Source organism: Bradyrhizobium sp. USDA 10063 (assembly GCF_054063735.1).
The window spans coordinates 5,645,434-5,658,795 of record NZ_JBSSGP010000002.1 but is presented as its reverse complement, the minus strand read 5'-3'; the positions used below and the strand labels follow the sequence as shown (position 1 = coordinate 5,658,795).

The 13,362-nt window shown below is 62.7% G+C and carries 17 protein-coding genes; 9 read left to right on the top strand and 8 right to left on the bottom strand.

The window, feature by feature from the left end; genetic code table 11:
* The 3 genes from ACVJGD_RS28910 to ACVJGD_RS28900 all read right to left on the bottom strand — a co-directional run bounded on the left by ACVJGD_RS28910 (nt 1) and on the right by ACVJGD_RS28900 (nt 1,647).
* On the bottom strand, nt 1–870 hold the full coding sequence (locus tag ACVJGD_RS28910; RefSeq protein ID WP_456637424.1) for an FkbM family methyltransferase: 870 nt from the start codon (nt 868–870) through the stop codon (nt 1–3).
* 223 nt (nt 871–1,093) lie between these two features.
* Nucleotides 1,094–1,393: a type II toxin-antitoxin system RelE/ParE family toxin gene (locus tag ACVJGD_RS28905; RefSeq protein ID WP_456637423.1), complete on the bottom strand. Its 300-nt coding sequence runs from the start codon at nt 1,391–1,393 to the stop codon at nt 1,094–1,096.
* A complete protein-coding gene (locus tag ACVJGD_RS28900; protein ID WP_456637422.1) occupies nt 1,390–1,647 on the bottom strand; it encodes a type II toxin-antitoxin system ParD family antitoxin in 258 nt (85 codons plus the stop codon). The genes ACVJGD_RS28905 and ACVJGD_RS28900 overlap by 4 nt, the downstream gene beginning before the upstream one ends.
* A gap of 221 nt (nt 1,648–1,868) precedes the next feature.
* On the opposite strand from ACVJGD_RS28900, the gene ACVJGD_RS28895 reads away from it, so the two are divergent.
* The 9 genes from ACVJGD_RS28895 to ACVJGD_RS28855 all read left to right on the top strand — a co-directional run bounded on the left by ACVJGD_RS28895 (nt 1,869) and on the right by ACVJGD_RS28855 (nt 9,160).
* The gene (locus tag ACVJGD_RS28895) at nt 1,869–2,483 is read left to right on the top strand and encodes a ribonuclease D (protein WP_456637421.1); all 615 of its coding nucleotides are present in this window, start codon (nt 1,869–1,871) and stop codon (nt 2,481–2,483) included.
* A 165-nt stretch (nt 2,484–2,648) separates the two neighbouring features.
* Nucleotides 2,649–3,389: an LPS export ABC transporter periplasmic protein LptC gene (lptC, locus tag ACVJGD_RS28890; RefSeq protein WP_456637420.1), complete on the top strand. Its 741-nt coding sequence runs from the start codon at nt 2,649–2,651 to the stop codon at nt 3,387–3,389.
* Nucleotides 3,386–4,081: an LptA/OstA family protein gene (locus ACVJGD_RS28885; RefSeq protein ID WP_456637419.1), complete on the top strand. Its 696-nt coding sequence runs from the start codon at nt 3,386–3,388 to the stop codon at nt 4,079–4,081. Before lptC ends, ACVJGD_RS28885 begins: the two co-directional genes overlap by 4 nt.
* Nucleotides 4,082–4,342: 261 nt before the next feature.
* The gene (gene lptB, locus ACVJGD_RS28880; RefSeq protein WP_456637418.1) at nt 4,343–5,350 is read left to right on the top strand and encodes an LPS export ABC transporter ATP-binding protein; all 1,008 of its coding nucleotides are present in this window, start codon (nt 4,343–4,345) and stop codon (nt 5,348–5,350) included.
* A 93-nt stretch (nt 5,351–5,443) separates the two neighbouring features.
* Nucleotides 5,444–7,084: an RNA polymerase factor sigma-54 gene (rpoN, locus tag ACVJGD_RS28875; RefSeq protein ID WP_456637417.1), complete on the top strand. Its 1,641-nt coding sequence runs from the start codon at nt 5,444–5,446 to the stop codon at nt 7,082–7,084.
* A 75-nt stretch (nt 7,085–7,159) separates the two neighbouring features.
* Nucleotides 7,160–7,762: a ribosome hibernation-promoting factor, HPF/YfiA family gene (gene hpf, locus ACVJGD_RS28870; protein WP_456637416.1), complete on the top strand. Its 603-nt coding sequence runs from the start codon at nt 7,160–7,162 to the stop codon at nt 7,760–7,762.
* Between the two features lie 231 nt (nt 7,763–7,993).
* Nucleotides 7,994–8,455 (top strand): PTS IIA-like nitrogen regulatory protein PtsN, encoded by a 462-nt coding sequence (gene ptsN, locus ACVJGD_RS28865; protein WP_225122650.1) that lies wholly within the window; start codon nt 7,994–7,996, stop codon nt 8,453–8,455.
* Nucleotides 8,456–8,518: 63 nt separating this feature from the next.
* Complete coding sequence (locus ACVJGD_RS28860; protein WP_456637415.1) at nt 8,519–8,815, top strand: nucleotidyltransferase family protein; 297 nt, start codon at nt 8,519–8,521, stop codon at nt 8,813–8,815.
* Nucleotides 8,816–8,851: 36 nt separating this feature from the next.
* On the top strand, nt 8,852–9,160 hold the full coding sequence (locus ACVJGD_RS28855) for a HepT-like ribonuclease domain-containing protein (protein WP_456637414.1): 309 nt from the start codon (nt 8,852–8,854) through the stop codon (nt 9,158–9,160).
* Between the two features lie 110 nt (nt 9,161–9,270).
* On the opposite strand, the gene ACVJGD_RS28850 is transcribed toward ACVJGD_RS28855, so the two are convergent.
* From ACVJGD_RS28850 to ugpA, 5 genes are all read right to left on the bottom strand, one after another.
* The gene (locus ACVJGD_RS28850) at nt 9,271–9,537 is read right to left on the bottom strand and encodes a BQ00720 family protein (RefSeq protein WP_456637413.1); all 267 of its coding nucleotides are present in this window, start codon (nt 9,535–9,537) and stop codon (nt 9,271–9,273) included.
* Between the two features lie 49 nt (nt 9,538–9,586).
* Entirely contained in the window at nt 9,587–10,012 is a 426-nt protein-coding gene (locus tag ACVJGD_RS28845; protein WP_027581003.1) for an Hsp20 family protein, read from the bottom strand.
* Between the two features lie 282 nt (nt 10,013–10,294).
* Nucleotides 10,295–11,383: a sn-glycerol-3-phosphate import ATP-binding protein UgpC gene (locus tag ACVJGD_RS28840; protein WP_456637412.1), complete on the bottom strand. Its 1,089-nt coding sequence runs from the start codon at nt 11,381–11,383 to the stop codon at nt 10,295–10,297.
* A 111-nt stretch (nt 11,384–11,494) separates the two neighbouring features.
* Nucleotides 11,495–12,343 (bottom strand): sn-glycerol-3-phosphate ABC transporter permease UgpE, encoded by an 849-nt coding sequence (ugpE, locus tag ACVJGD_RS28835; protein WP_456637411.1) that lies wholly within the window; start codon nt 12,341–12,343, stop codon nt 11,495–11,497.
* The gene (ugpA, locus tag ACVJGD_RS28830) at nt 12,343–13,224 is read right to left on the bottom strand and encodes a sn-glycerol-3-phosphate ABC transporter permease UgpA (protein ID WP_456637410.1); all 882 of its coding nucleotides are present in this window, start codon (nt 13,222–13,224) and stop codon (nt 12,343–12,345) included. The genes ugpE and ugpA overlap by 1 nt, the downstream gene beginning before the upstream one ends.
* Nucleotides 13,225–13,362: the final 138 nt, after the last annotated feature.

Genomic DNA, 13,362 nt, shown 5'->3' with positions numbered 1-13,362 from the left:
TCATCCCGCGGATGGCTCGGCCTGCGCGGATGAGACAACGGCGCTGCCGTTCGCTGCTGGCTTGATCCAGAGGATATCGGTCTGGTCCTCGATGCGACGCAGATCGTTGAGCTCAACCCTGACAGCTTTGGATGATTGCCCTGCGAGTTGATGGGGCACAAATCCAGCCGCAAGCAGCCGGTCGACCATCCCTTCGACCGACAAATCGCCGTCGCGGCTGAGTTGAGGCGAATATTCCGTGATGACGACATCGGCGCGCTCGAGCGCCTTCGCGGCGCCCGCCAGAACCGCGGGCTCGAAGCCCTCCACATCGATCTTCATCAGCAGCACTCTGTCCTGCGCCAACCCAAGGGTTTCGAGCGCGGAATCGACGTCGGTCAACGGGACCACGCGCGAGCCCAGGCCATAGTTCTTGATCAGCGAGTGGCGGCCGTTGTTGGACCTTTTGTAACGGTGCAGGTGGGCGCGCCCGACGCTGGCTCCGACCGCGCAAGGGTAGACGACGACCTTGTCGATGTCGTTGATCGTGAGATTGCGGTCGAGCAGCCACGCATTCGTCGCATCCGGTTCGAACGCCACCACGGTGGTGACGGAAGCATGTTGAGCGGCATGCACCGCATGCCAGCCGAGATTGGCGCCGACGTCGACGACGATGCCCTTCGGTCGGTCTTGCAGATACGCACCGATCCAACCGGTCAATTGTGGTTCAAACCGGCCATATTTCGCGATGTGACGGCCGATCACGTCCCGGCACTGGACGATGAAGCGCAGCTTCGACCCCGCCGCGTAGGTCTGGAAAGACGTGCCTGATGGCATCATCCAGGCGAGCAGGAGCTTCATCGATTGGAGCGGTCTGGGGATTCGGCGCATCTTTTCGCTCTGATCGTATCTCGGCGTCGCGACCTCCTCGGGAGGAGATCGTCCGTACAAAGCAGATAAGCCAAAGTCCAGATGCCGCCAAACGCTTCATGGCCGGCTTCCTGAGCGAGGCAGCTCAGGAGATGACCGTGGACCGGCCTGCGATTTGCATTTTCGACGGAGACCTGGAGACCTAAAGATGGGCGCGGCAAAGCCCTTCCGTGTCCAGCGGCTATCATTCGTCGGGAAATAGCAGCGACTCGTAGTCCCGCGCGCCGTGAAGGACATGGATGACTTCTATCGCGTCGACGCCGAGGCGACAGAAGATCAGGAAACGGCCAAATGGTCGTCGCCGAATGCCGAACTGCTCGTAGCGTGGCACCAGGGGATAGCCACGCGGCGTGTCGGCCAATGATTCGCATCGCTGTCGCAGCTCACGGACGAGGTTGAGTGCACTCGTGGGGCTTTGCTCAGCGACGTAGGTTGCGATCTGCTCGAGATCGGCCTCGGCTTCCGCGGTGATGACAACGATCACTTGCGTTCGCGACCGACTGCCAATTTCGCTTCCAGACGATCGAACACCTCAGAGCTCGTCCGGACTCGACCCGAGTCCACATCTGCGAGGCCCCGCGCGATGGATGCGTCCAGCGCCGCGAGTCGTACCTCCCGCTCCTGGATGAGCCGCACGCCCTCGCGCAGAACTTCGCTTTTGGAATGGTAACGGCCCGATTCCACGAGCTTGTTCACGAAGCGCTCAAGCGCGTCACCCAAGTCCGCACTCACTGCCATAACGGTTTCTCCGCTTGGACATCCCCCACCAATAACTATTATTGATCGGCTTGCCGTTCAAGCGGCTGAGACGACCGCGCTCGGTGCGCTCACAGAACGCAAAATCACGGCAAATGGCTCGTTTTATTGCGGTTTGTGACGGTCCTGGCGCTCGCCTCCACGCCCTTGGGAGGCTAGTGTCTCGCCTCGAATCGAACTTTTTTGACCCGAGGCACGCTTTCATGACCATCCGCCTGCATCGCGGCGATTTGCCGGATCTCGCCCGCTACAAGGATTCCGTTGCGATCGACACCGAGACCATGGGGCTCAATCCGCATCGCGACCGGCTCTGCGTGGTGCAGATGTCGAGTGGCGACGGCACCGCCGACGTCGTGCAGGTGCCGATGGGGTCCGCGAACGCGCCGAACCTGAAGGCGCTGCTCGCCAATCCAAATATCCTGAAGATCTTCCATTTCGCGCGGTTCGACCTTGCGGCGCTCTACAATGCCTATGGCGTGATGCCGACGCCGGTGTACTGCACCAAGATCGCGTCCCGTCTCACCCGCACCTATACCGACCGCCACGGGCTGAAGGACCTGGTGCGCGAGGTGCTCAACATCGAACTGTCGAAGCAGCAGCAGTCGAGCGACTGGGGCGCGCAGGCGCTGAGCGAGGCGCAGCTTGCCTATGCCGCCTCCGACGTGCTGCATCTGCATGCGCTGCGCGAGAAGCTCGATGCGATGCTGGCGCGCGAGGGCCGGACCGAACTGGCGAAAGCCTGCTTCGAATTCCTGCCAACCCGCGCCAGGCTCGATCTCGGCGGCTGGGAAGCCGAAGACATCTTTGCCCATTCCTGAACGGGCCCGACGCGGGCGCGTGATAGGGCGTCCGCCCGCCCCGTTTCGGTCACACTCGTAACGCGAGTGTGCACTGGCCGCGACGCGAGGTCCCGGCTGCGCAATCCGGCGGTTCCGGGTAGAATGATGTGAGCCTTTGCCAGACCTCGCGCTTTTGGAGCAGCGGTGAATTCGGTCCAGAACCCAGCCTATCTAGCCGGCCTCGAGGCGCGCTTTGCCGCCGCCGAGCGCCACAGCCGGATGGTGCGGATTCTGCGCATCGCGGTCCCGGCGGCCGTGGTGCTGTCATTGCTTGCGATCGTTGGGGTGTCGGTCTTCAATCCGTTCCGCATGCTGTTGCCGAAGCTGCCGGTCGACATGGGCAATCTGGTCGTCTCCGGCACCAAGATCACGATGGAATCACCGCACCTCGCAGGCTTCTCCACCGACCAGCGTCCGTACGAGCTCTGGGCCAAGGCGGCGATCCAGGACCTCACCGACCCCGATCATGTCGAGCTCCAGATCCTGCGTGCAAAGGTGCTGATGGAAGACCGCTCCACGGTGACCATGGACGCGCGCACCGGCTTCTTCGACAGCAAGCAGCAGTTGCTCGACCTGCGCAAGGACATCTTCCTGCAATCGTCGACCGGCTATGAGGCAAAGCTTTCCCAGGCCTTTGTCGATATCAACAAGGGCACGGTGACGTCGGACGAGCATGTCGACGTCAAATTGCTGAACGGCACGCTGACCGCCGACAAGCTCCGGATCTACAACAACGGCGAGGTCGTGCGCTTCGAAGGCAATGTCGTGATGAATTTGATCATGGATAATCCGCCCGCGCAGGCTGAACCGGAGCCGGCGCCGGTACCTGCGCCGCCACCACAGAGGACGCGCTCGGGCTCAGGTAAATCCGCCAACACGAAATGATCTTCATGAAGCTGTTTTCTTCGCGCGGTGTTGCAACGGCGGCCTTCGTGCTCGCGATGATCGCGTCACCTTCGGTGCGCGCGCAAGGAGCGGTCTCCGGCGTGCCCAACGCCATGCAGGGGTTTACCCAGAATCGCGACCAGCCGATCCAGATCGAGGCGGCGGCGCTAGAGATGCGCGACAAGAAGAAGGAGGCGACATTCTCGGGCAATGTGAAGGTGGTACAGGGCGACACCACCATGACCTCGAAAACGCTCGTCGTGTTCTACGAATCGAATTCAGCACAAGGCACGCCGCCGCCGTCGAACGCCAAGGGCGCAAAATCGGCGCCGATGCAGTCGGCCCAGCCGGGGCCGGGCGGCAGCTCCTCGATCAAGCGGCTGGAGGCCAAGGGCAACGTGGTGGTGACCCAGAAGGACCAGGTCGTCACCGGGGAGACCGCGATCTTCGACACCAAGGCCAATCTGATCACCATGCTTGGCGGCGTCGTGCTGACGCAGTGCAAGAATGTGCTGCGCGGCGACCGGCTGCTGGTGGACATGACGACCGGCGTCTCGCGCGTGGAATCCGACGGCGGCAGGGTGCAGGCGCTGATCCAGCAGGGACAGGGCGGGCAGGGCGGCGGCGGTGGCCAGGGTTGTCCGCCGCCGGGCAGCGGCGGGTCGGCGCCGCCTTCCAGTAAGCCGAAATAAATCAATGGCTTACTTGTTATCTTGGGGCGGCGAGGTTGAAGCCGGCGGGGCGAGACTGTATCTAGGGCATTGATCCGGAAAAGTGGGAACCGGTTTTCCGAACAGATCGTGCTCTCAAGTGGACGTCCGGTGGTGGAAGGCGCCTGGGGTGGGCGAGCGCTTCCGCAGGGCAAGGGCATCCATGCATTCAAGGTTCGCGAGCGAATCGATTAGCCCGCGGGCGCAGTCCCCGGGGACACCGTGAAAGGCTGGCGAAGCGGGATGGTGGACATATTCGGCATGTTCCGAAAGCGCCCTGCGAAACGCAGTTCCGGCTTCGCGCGCTCGCGTGAGGACATCACCGCGCTCGGCGATTCCTTTGGCGAGATGCTGACAAGCTCTGTTCGGGATACGCCACCGGTGGCGCGTGCCGCCCCGATGCCCGGCCTGGACCTGCCGCATCCGCAACCGGCGGCCGAGCCGCCCAGGGAGGAGAGGCCGCGTCCGCGCGCCGCCAAGACGTCCGCCAAGACCAACGGCGCCAGCGCCCCGCGCCTGATCCGGCGCCCCGGCTATCTGGCTGTGCATAGCGTGGAAAAGAGCTTTGGCAGCCGCCAGGTCGTACGCGGCGTCAGCATCTATGTCCGTCGCGGCGAGGCGGTCGGCCTGCTCGGCCCCAACGGCGCCGGCAAGACCACCGTGTTCTACATGATCACCGGACTGATCAAGGCCGATCGCGGCGCCATCGAGCTCGACGGCCATGATGTGACGAAACTGCCGATGTATCAGCGCGCCCGCCTCGGCATCGGCTATCTGCCACAGGAAGCCTCGATCTTCCGCGGATTGTCGGTCGAGCAGAACATCCGCGCGGTGCTCGAGGTGGTCGAGCCGTCCCGGAAGAAGCGCGAGGCGGAACTCGACGCGCTGCTCGACGAATTCAACATTACGCGGTTGCGAAAGACGCCATCGATCGCGCTCTCGGGCGGCGAGCGCCGCCGCGTCGAGATCGCCCGCGCGCTGGCGACGCGGCCCAATTACATGCTGCTCGACGAGCCCTTCGCCGGCATCGACCCGATCGCGGTCGGTGACATCCAGGATCTTGTCCGTCACCTGACCAATCGCGGTATCGGGGTGCTCATCACCGACCACAATGTGCGGGAAACGCTCGGCCTGACCGACCGCGCCTATATCGTTTACGCCGGGGAAATCTTGACGGAAGGCAGCCCGGATGAGATCGTCAACAACCCGGATGTCCGCCGGCTTTACCTTGGCGAAGAATTCCGCCTCTAGCCCTTTTTTCCGATCCGTCAAGCCGTATACATTAGCCTTGGACTAGGCTAAGCAAGAATCGAGCCAACTTCCTTTTGGACCGTTCTTGCCTCCATGGCACTGACCCAGAGATTAGAGTTCCGCCAGTCGCAGTCGCTGGTCATGACGCCGCAGTTGATGCAGGCGATCAAGCTGCTGCAACTGTCCAACCTGGACCTCTCGGCTTTCGTGGAAGAGGAACTGGAGCGGAACCCGCTGCTGGAACGTGCCAGCGATGGACCGGAACCGCCGGTGGCGGGCGAGCCCGCTTCGGAGCGGCCGGAGTTTTCCGAAGCTGACGATTCCAGCTATGGCGAGGAAGCCGGCGGCGAGGCCGCGAGTTCCTCCGACGGCTTCGAGCCGGGCCAGGCGGAATGGCTGAACCGCGATCTCGGTAGTCGCGCCGAGATCGAGCAGACGCTGGATACCGGTCTCGACAACGTCTTCTCCGAAGAGCCGGCGGAGGCTGCCGAACGCGCCGCGAAAGACGCGGCTCCGACCGCCTATACCGAGTGGGGCGGCGGCGCCTCGAGCGATGAAGACTACAATCTCGAAGCCTTTGTCGCCGCCGACCTGACGCTCGCCGATCATCTTGCCGAGCAGCTTGCGGTCGCCTTCACCTCGCCATCCCAGCGCATGATCGGGCAATATCTGATCGACCTCGTCGACGAGGCCGGCTACCTGCCGCCGGATCTCGGACAGGCGGCGGAACGTCTCGGTGCGCCGCAGCACGAGGTCGAGGCAGTGCTTTCGGTGCTGCAGAAATTCGATCCTCCCGGCGTCTGCGCGCGCAGCTTGAGCGAGTGCCTCGCGATCCAGCTCCGCGAACTCGACCGCTACGACCCGGCGATGCAGGCCCTGGTCGAGCATCTCGATCTTCTCGCCAAGCGCGATATCGCCTCGCTGCGGAAGCTGTGCGGCGTCGACGACGAAGACATCACCGACATGATCGGCGAGATCCGCAGGCTCGATCCGAAGCCGGGGTTGAAGTTCGGCACGTCGCGGACGCAAACCATGGTGCCGGACGTCTATGTGCGGCCGGGGCCGGATGGCGGCTGGCATGTCGAGCTCAACAGCGACACGTTGCCGCGCGTCCTGGTGAACCAGACTTATTATGCCGAATTGTCGAAGACGGTCCGGAAGGACGGCGACAAGTCCTACTTCACGGATTGCCTGCAGAACGCGACCTGGCTGGTCCGCGCGCTCGACCAGCGCGCCCGTACGATCCTCAAGGTCGCAACCGAGATCGTGCGCCAGCAAGACGGCTTCTTCACCTATGGCGTGGCGCATTTGCGGCCGCTCAATCTGAAAGCCGTGGCGGATGCGATCCAGATGCACGAATCGACGGTGTCGCGTGTGACCGCCAACAAATATATGGCGACCAATCGCGGCACTTTTGAACTGAAGTATTTCTTCACGGCGTCGATCGCTTCCGCCGACGGCGGCGAGGCGCATTCGGCGGAAGCCGTGCGTCATCACATCAAGCAGTTGATCGACGCCGAATCGCCGTCCGCGATCCTCTCCGACGATACGATCGTGGAACGATTGCGCGCATCGGGCATTGATATCGCCCGCCGCACCGTCGCCAAGTATCGCGAAGCGATGCGAATTCCTTCCTCGGTGCAGCGCCGCCGCGACAAACAGAGCATGCTTGGACACGCCCTTTCAGCACCTGCTTCCTCTCCAGACCGGTCGCGCGATACCGCACCTGTGTAATTGCGTTCGCGTCAAATCGCGCTAGTCTTGGTACCCCTCCGAAACGATCGGGGTTCATAGGCATAGAGGCACGCAATGACCCTTCGAATCTCCGGAAAGAGCATTTCAATCGGCGAGGCGCTTCGCGCACGCGTGAGCGAGCGCACCGATGAGGTTCTGAAGAAATATTTCGACGGCAACTATTCCGGCCATATCACGCTGAGCAAGGACGGCTTCGGCTTCCGCACCGACTGTGCGCTGCACCTGGATTCCGGGATCACGCTGGAAGCGGATTCGAACGCCCCCGACGCCTATGCCAGCGCCGACGCCGCACTCTTGATGATCGAGAAGCGCCTGCGCCGCTACAAGAGCCGGCTGAAGGACCGCTCGGCCCGCAAGGCCTACGCGGCTTCCGCCGCCCTTGCCGAGCTGAACGGTGTTCCCCTGGATGCGCCAAGCTACGTGATCGAGGCGCCGGCCGAAGGCGAAGGAGAAGTCACCGAGTACAGTCCCGTGATCATCGCCGAGGCGACCACCTCGCTGAAGCGGCTGTCAGTCAGCGAGGCGGTGCTGGAATTGGACCTGACCGGCGCATCCTGCCTGGTCTTCCAGCACGGCGGTAGCGGCCGCGTGAATATCATTTACCGCCGTGCGGACGGCAATGTGGGCTGGGTCGATCCGCCCGTGGTTAATCCATAATGGTTATGCCGATCCGCATTGACGTGCCCCTTGGCCGTCCCTATGGTCCGCGGCCCTTAAGCATAGGCTCAAGGGAACTGGCCGGCGGGAGTTGGCACGGCTCATGCCTTGGAGTAGAAGCCGCCCCATCGGGATCCGGACCGAAAGGCCGCTTCCCGATTCATCTTCTTGACGCCTGCGCCTGACATCCTATTTCGCAACTTGACGGTTCACTTCACCTCGGAACGCCCCATGACGATTACCGATCTGGTCGCACCCGAGGCGATTCTCCCGGCGTTGAAAGTCATCAGCAAGAAGCAGGCGCTGCAGGAACTCGCCGCGCGGGCCGCAAGTCTTACGGGGCAGAACGAACGTTCGATCTTCGAGGTATTGCTGCAGCGCGAGAAGCTGGGCACCACCGCAGTCGGTTACGGCGTCGCCATTCCCCACGGTAAATTGCCGAAGCTGGAAAAGCTGTTCGGTCTGTTCGCGCGCCTGGAGCGCCCGATCGATTTTGAGGCGATGGACGGCCAGCCGGTCGACCTGATCTTCCTGCTGCTCGCCCCTGAAGGCGCCGGCGCCGATCACCTCAAGGCCCTGGCGCGCATCGCCCGCCTGCTACGCGATCAGGACGTCGCCAAGAAGCTCCGCGCGTCCCGCGACGCACAGGCGATCTATTCGGTGCTCGCGCTGCCGCCGGCAAGCGCGGCGTAGTCGTTACCTGCGAAGCACATACCGCTTTGCCGGTAGTTCGCCGTGCATGATACGATTGGCTGCATGACAAGAGCTGAAGCATTGAGGAAACTGCGGAGCCAGGCGAGCGCCATCAAGGCGCTGGGAGCAACGTCGCTCTATCTGTTTGGTTCGACGGCTCGCAACAAGGCCAACGCGAAAAGCGACATCGACTTGTTTGTCGACTACGATCCTCGGAGCCGCTTTAACGCCCTGGATTTGGTGGCCGCCAAGCGGCTACTCGAGGAGAGCCTTGGCGTCGAGGTCGATTTGACCACTCGCAAGGGGCTCCATCCGCTCATCCGAAAACAGATCGAAGCTGAGGCGACGCGGGTTTTCTGAATGCCCACGCGTTCCCCTTTGCTGCGGATACACGACATGCTCGAGAGCGTCCGCGGTATCGAGAAGGCGCTGGCCGGAAAAACGATTCGCGATTACGAGCGCTCGTGGTTGCTGCGTTCTGCGGTTGAACGTGGAATAGAGATTATCTCCGAAGCCAGCCGACATCTCGGCAACGACTTGAAGGCGCAGCACAAGGATGTGCGTTGGAAGGATATCGCCGGCATCGGCAATATTTTGCGGCATGATTACCAGCGGGTCGACCCTGCAATCATCTGGAAGGCCGTCAAAGACGATCTACCGCTGCTTAAGGCGGCGCTGCTTGAGCTTCGAGAGTCATTGAAATAACGCCGGAAGCGGCTTTGAAAAAATACGCGGGCAGCCCTCGTTGGAGGACATGCCCGCGCATTCGAATTCGCTGTGGTCGCGTTCAACCAGCCGGCGTCAAGCGACCGGCGTCAGTGGACGCTGACGGCCTGCAGCTCATTGCTCCAGGCGTTGGCGATCGCGGCTTCCCGGCTGTCGGTCAGCATGATCGGCGTGCCGTCGGCGGCATGGAGCGCAAAGAGTTTCAGTCCCGGCGCGATCTTCGGCGCCTGGGGAAAGAGATCCGGTACATCCTCGGAACGGACCTGCTTCACATAGGCGATATGACCTTCGCCCAGATGGGCCAACGCCTCCGGGGAGACGCTATCGCGTTCTAACGTCGTACTCACTTCACTCATGGTCTCGACTCCTCTGTCGAATAAGCGGTCGAGTCCGCTCCTCGTTCCATTATTCGTGCTCATTGATAGCGATTGTCTTAATGACCCTTTCAGGTTCCGGCCTGGCCAGGTCGACCGACAACAGCCCGTTCTTCAGATCCGCGCCCAGCACCTGCATCCCCTCCGCCAGCACGAAGGTGCGCTGGAAGTGGCGCGCGGCAATGCCGCGATGGATGTATTGCCGAGCCTTGTCCTCCTGCTGGCGGCCCCGGATCACGAGCTGGTTTTCCTCAACCGTCACATCGAGTTGGTCGCGGGTGAATCCCGCCACCGCCAGCGTGATGCGCAGGCGCTCGGGCTGGCCGTTGGACCGGTCAAACCGCTCGATGTTGTATGGAGGATAGCCGTCGGCGCCTTTCACGACGCGATCGAGCGCACGCTCGATTTCGTCGAATCCTAGAAGGAACGGACTGGACAACGATGGAACACGAGACATCCCAAAGTCCTCTCGAAGCGACTTTGAGGGGCCCTTGCGGCACCCCATGCAACCGATGGGCCTCTTGCCCTCCGGTCATCAGCGAATATGGGGGCGATTCGCGAAGGGTTCAAGCACCTCTGGAATCAGGATTAATCGGCCTATATCGGCCCGCAAACGCCGTCATTCCGGGTCGTCGCGGTAGCGATGAACCCGGAATCCATTCCTCCGCCGGTACAAGCCGCCCGATGGATTCCGGGCTCGCGCTGCGCGCGCCCCGGAATGACGCGTGATGGGCAGTTCTCACCCCACCCGCTTCCGGCCGTCCGCAGTGAACAGGTGCAATTTGTCATGGGGAGCGACGGCCCGGATTCGCTGCCCGATGGCGGGGCCGGTTACGCCGGGAACCCGGACGATGATCTCGCCCGGCGGCAATTCGCCGGGGTTGGCGGCCACGCCCTGTTCCTCGCGCTGGCGGGTACCGTAGACGAAGGTCTCGGCGCCGACGTGCTCGATCGCCTCCACGGTGAGGCCGAGCGTGATGCCGCCTGTGACCGTTTCGTTCGAGATCACGAAGTCCTCGGGTCGGATCCCGAGAATGCCGGCCTCGCCGGCGCTGATATCACCGGAGAGCTGCAACCTGAGTTCATCGGAAGCCAGCGGCATCAGGTTCATCGGGGGCGCGCCGATGAAGGCGGCAACGAAGGTGGTCGCAGGCCTCTGGTAGATTTCGAGCGGATTGCCGATCTGCTCGACCACGCCGCCGTTCATCACCACCAGAATATCGGCGAGCGTCATCGCCTCGAGCTGATCATGGGTGACGTAGATCGAGGTCGTGTTCAGCCGTCGCTGCAATTTGCGGATCTCGACCCGCATCGCGATGCGCAGCTTGGCGTCCAAGTTCGACAACGGTTCGTCGAACAGGAACACCTTCGGCTGCCTCACGATCGCGCGCCCCATCGCGACGCGCTGGCGCTGGCCGCCGGAGAGCTGCCGCGGCTTGCGGTCGAGCATGGCGGCAAGCTCGAGGATGCGCGCGGCCTCCTCGACGCGCTTCCTGATCTCCCCCTCCGCCATGCCGCGGTTGCGCAGGCCGTAGGCCATGTTGTTATAGACGCTCATATGCGGATAGAGCGCGTAGTTCTGGAACACCATCGCGATGTCGCGGTCGGCGGGCTCGACCTGGTTGACCACGCGGCCACCGATGTCGATCTCGCCGCCGGTGATGGTCTCGAGCCCCGCCACCATGCGCAGCAAGGTCGACTTGCCGCAGCCGGACGGGCCGACCAGCACGCAGAACTGGCCGTCGCCGACCTCGAAATCGATGCCCTTGATCGCTTCGAAGCCGCCCGGATAGGTCTTGCGGACGCTACGGAGGGTGACGTTAGCCATGCCCGCCTCCGCGGGCGCGAATAGCGAATAGGGAGTGGCGAATAGGGAAGGAAAGAGAGCGGAGCCTGCACGGTCCACCACTCGCTACTCGCCATTCGCTATTCGCCATATTCACTTTTCCGTCTCCACCAATCCGCGCACGAACAGTTTCTGCATCATCACCACCACGAACACCGGCGGCAGCATCGCGAGCACGGCGGTCGCCATCACCACCGGCCATTCGGTCAGCGCATCGGTGGTGGTGATCATCTTGCGGATGCCGATCTGGATCGTCTGCATGTCGTCGCGCGTGGTGATCAAGAGCGGCCAGAGATATTGATTCCAGCCGAGGATGAAGAGGATGACGAACAGTGCCGCCATGTTGGTGCGCGACAGCGGCAACAGCGTATCCCAGAAGAAGCGGAACGGTCCGGCGCCGTCGATGCGCGATGCCTCGAGCAGCTCGTCGGGGACGGTCATGAAGAACTGGCGAAACAGCAAGGTCGCGGTGGCGGATGCGATCAGCGGCAGCGAGAGGCCGGCATAGCTGTCGAGCAGATGCAGGTCCGCGACGATCTTGTAGGTCGGATAGATCCGCACCTCGACCGGCAGCATCAAGGTGATGAAGATCAGCCAGAACATCGCCATCCGGAACGGAAAGCGGAAATAGACGATCGCGTAGGCCGAGATGATCGAGATCGCGATCTTGCCGAATGCGATCAGGAGCGCCATCACCAGCGAGTTGAGCAGCATCGTGCCGACCGGCTCGCGGGTCGAGCCGCTCGTGCCGACGAAGATGGTCTGATAGTAGGTTGCCAGGAAATGTCCGCCCGGCAAGAGCGACATCTGGCCGTTGGCGATGACGGCGTTTTCCTGGGTGGACGCAACGATGGCGAGATAGACCGGAAACGCCACGATCGCGATGCCGATCCACAGGATCGCATGCGCGACGTACCGCTGGATGCCTTCCTGCTCGACCATCAATAAGTCACCTTGTGTTCGACGAAGCGGAACTGGATCGCCGTGAGGCCGATGACGATGCCCATCAGGATCACCGATTGGGCTGCGGAGCCGCCGAGATTGCCGCCGAGCAGGCCGTCGACATAGACCTTGTACACCATGGTCTCGGTCGCCTTCGCCGGTCCGCCGCGCGTCATCGTGTCGATGATGCCGAACGTGTCGAAGAAGGCGTAGACGATGTTGACGACCAGGAGGAAGAAGATGGTCGGCGACAGCAGCGGGAAGGTCACCGTCCAGAACCGCCGCATCGGGCGCGCGCCATCGATCGCGGCCGCCTCGATCACGCTTCTTGGAATGCTCTGCAGGCCTGCAAGGAAGAACAGGAAATTGTAGGAAATCTGCTTCCAGGCGGCGGCGAGAATGATCAGGAGCGCGGCCTGATTGCCGTCGAGCAGCGGATTCCAGTCGATGCCCATGCCGCGCAATCCGCGCGCCAGGATCCCGAGTGAGGGGTGCAGCATGAACACCCAGAGTACGCCGACCACCGGGGGCGCGACGGCATAGGGCCAGATCAGCAGCGTGCGATACAGCGTGCCGCCGCGCAGCGGCTTGTCGGCCATGACAGCCAGCAGCAGCGCAAACGACAGCGACGAGAACGCGATGGCGAAGGAGAACACGAAGGTCCTGACGATCGCCGCCCAATAATCCGGCTGGCTCAGGATGTCCTGATAGTTCTCGAACCAGACGAAACTGGTCGAGAGCCCGAACGCATCCTGAAGCAGGAAGGATTGCAGCACCGCCTGCGCGGCCGGCCAATAGAAGAAGATCAAAACGATCGCGAGCTGCGGCGCGACCAGCGCATAGGGCAACAGCTTCGACTGGAAGACCGACTGCTTCTGCATGACACCCCAAGCAAGGCGGGCCGCATCGTGCGGCCGGCCTGATCCTCAGCGTATGATTGTAGCTCCGAAATCAGCCGTCGTCCCGGGCTTGACCCGGGACCCATAACCACAGGCGGCTGTGGTGACGAAGACTCGGAG

Coding starts and splice junctions, on each gene's coding strand:
- ACVJGD_RS28910 (WP_456637424.1), bottom strand. CDS start 870: ATGCGCCGAATCCCCAGACCGCTCCAATCGATGAAGCTCCTGCTCGCC.
- ACVJGD_RS28845 (WP_027581003.1), bottom strand. CDS start 10,012: ATGTCTCGTGTTCCATCGTTGTCCAGTCCGTTCCTTCTAGGATTCGAC.
- rpoN (WP_456637417.1), top strand. CDS start 5,444: ATGGCACTGACCCAGAGATTAGAGTTCCGCCAGTCGCAGTCGCTGGTC.
- ugpA (WP_456637410.1), bottom strand. CDS start 13,224: ATGCAGAAGCAGTCGGTCTTCCAGTCGAAGCTGTTGCCCTATGCGCTG.
- ACVJGD_RS28895 (WP_456637421.1), top strand. CDS start 1,869: ATGACCATCCGCCTGCATCGCGGCGATTTGCCGGATCTCGCCCGCTAC.
- lptB (WP_456637418.1), top strand. CDS start 4,343: ATGGTGGACATATTCGGCATGTTCCGAAAGCGCCCTGCGAAACGCAGT.
- hpf (WP_456637416.1), top strand. CDS start 7,160: ATGACCCTTCGAATCTCCGGAAAGAGCATTTCAATCGGCGAGGCGCTT.
- ACVJGD_RS28885 (WP_456637419.1), top strand. CDS start 3,386: ATGATCTTCATGAAGCTGTTTTCTTCGCGCGGTGTTGCAACGGCGGCC.
- ACVJGD_RS28900 (WP_456637422.1), bottom strand. CDS start 1,647: ATGGCAGTGAGTGCGGACTTGGGTGACGCGCTTGAGCGCTTCGTGAAC.
- ACVJGD_RS28855 (WP_456637414.1), top strand. CDS start 8,852: ATGCTCGAGAGCGTCCGCGGTATCGAGAAGGCGCTGGCCGGAAAAACG.
- ACVJGD_RS28860 (WP_456637415.1), top strand. CDS start 8,519: ATGACAAGAGCTGAAGCATTGAGGAAACTGCGGAGCCAGGCGAGCGCC.
- ptsN (WP_225122650.1), top strand. CDS start 7,994: ATGACGATTACCGATCTGGTCGCACCCGAGGCGATTCTCCCGGCGTTG.
- ACVJGD_RS28840 (WP_456637412.1), bottom strand. CDS start 11,383: ATGGCTAACGTCACCCTCCGTAGCGTCCGCAAGACCTATCCGGGCGGC.
- ACVJGD_RS28850 (WP_456637413.1), bottom strand. CDS start 9,537: ATGAGTGAAGTGAGTACGACGTTAGAACGCGATAGCGTCTCCCCGGAG.
- ugpE (WP_456637411.1), bottom strand. CDS start 12,343: ATGGTCGAGCAGGAAGGCATCCAGCGGTACGTCGCGCATGCGATCCTG.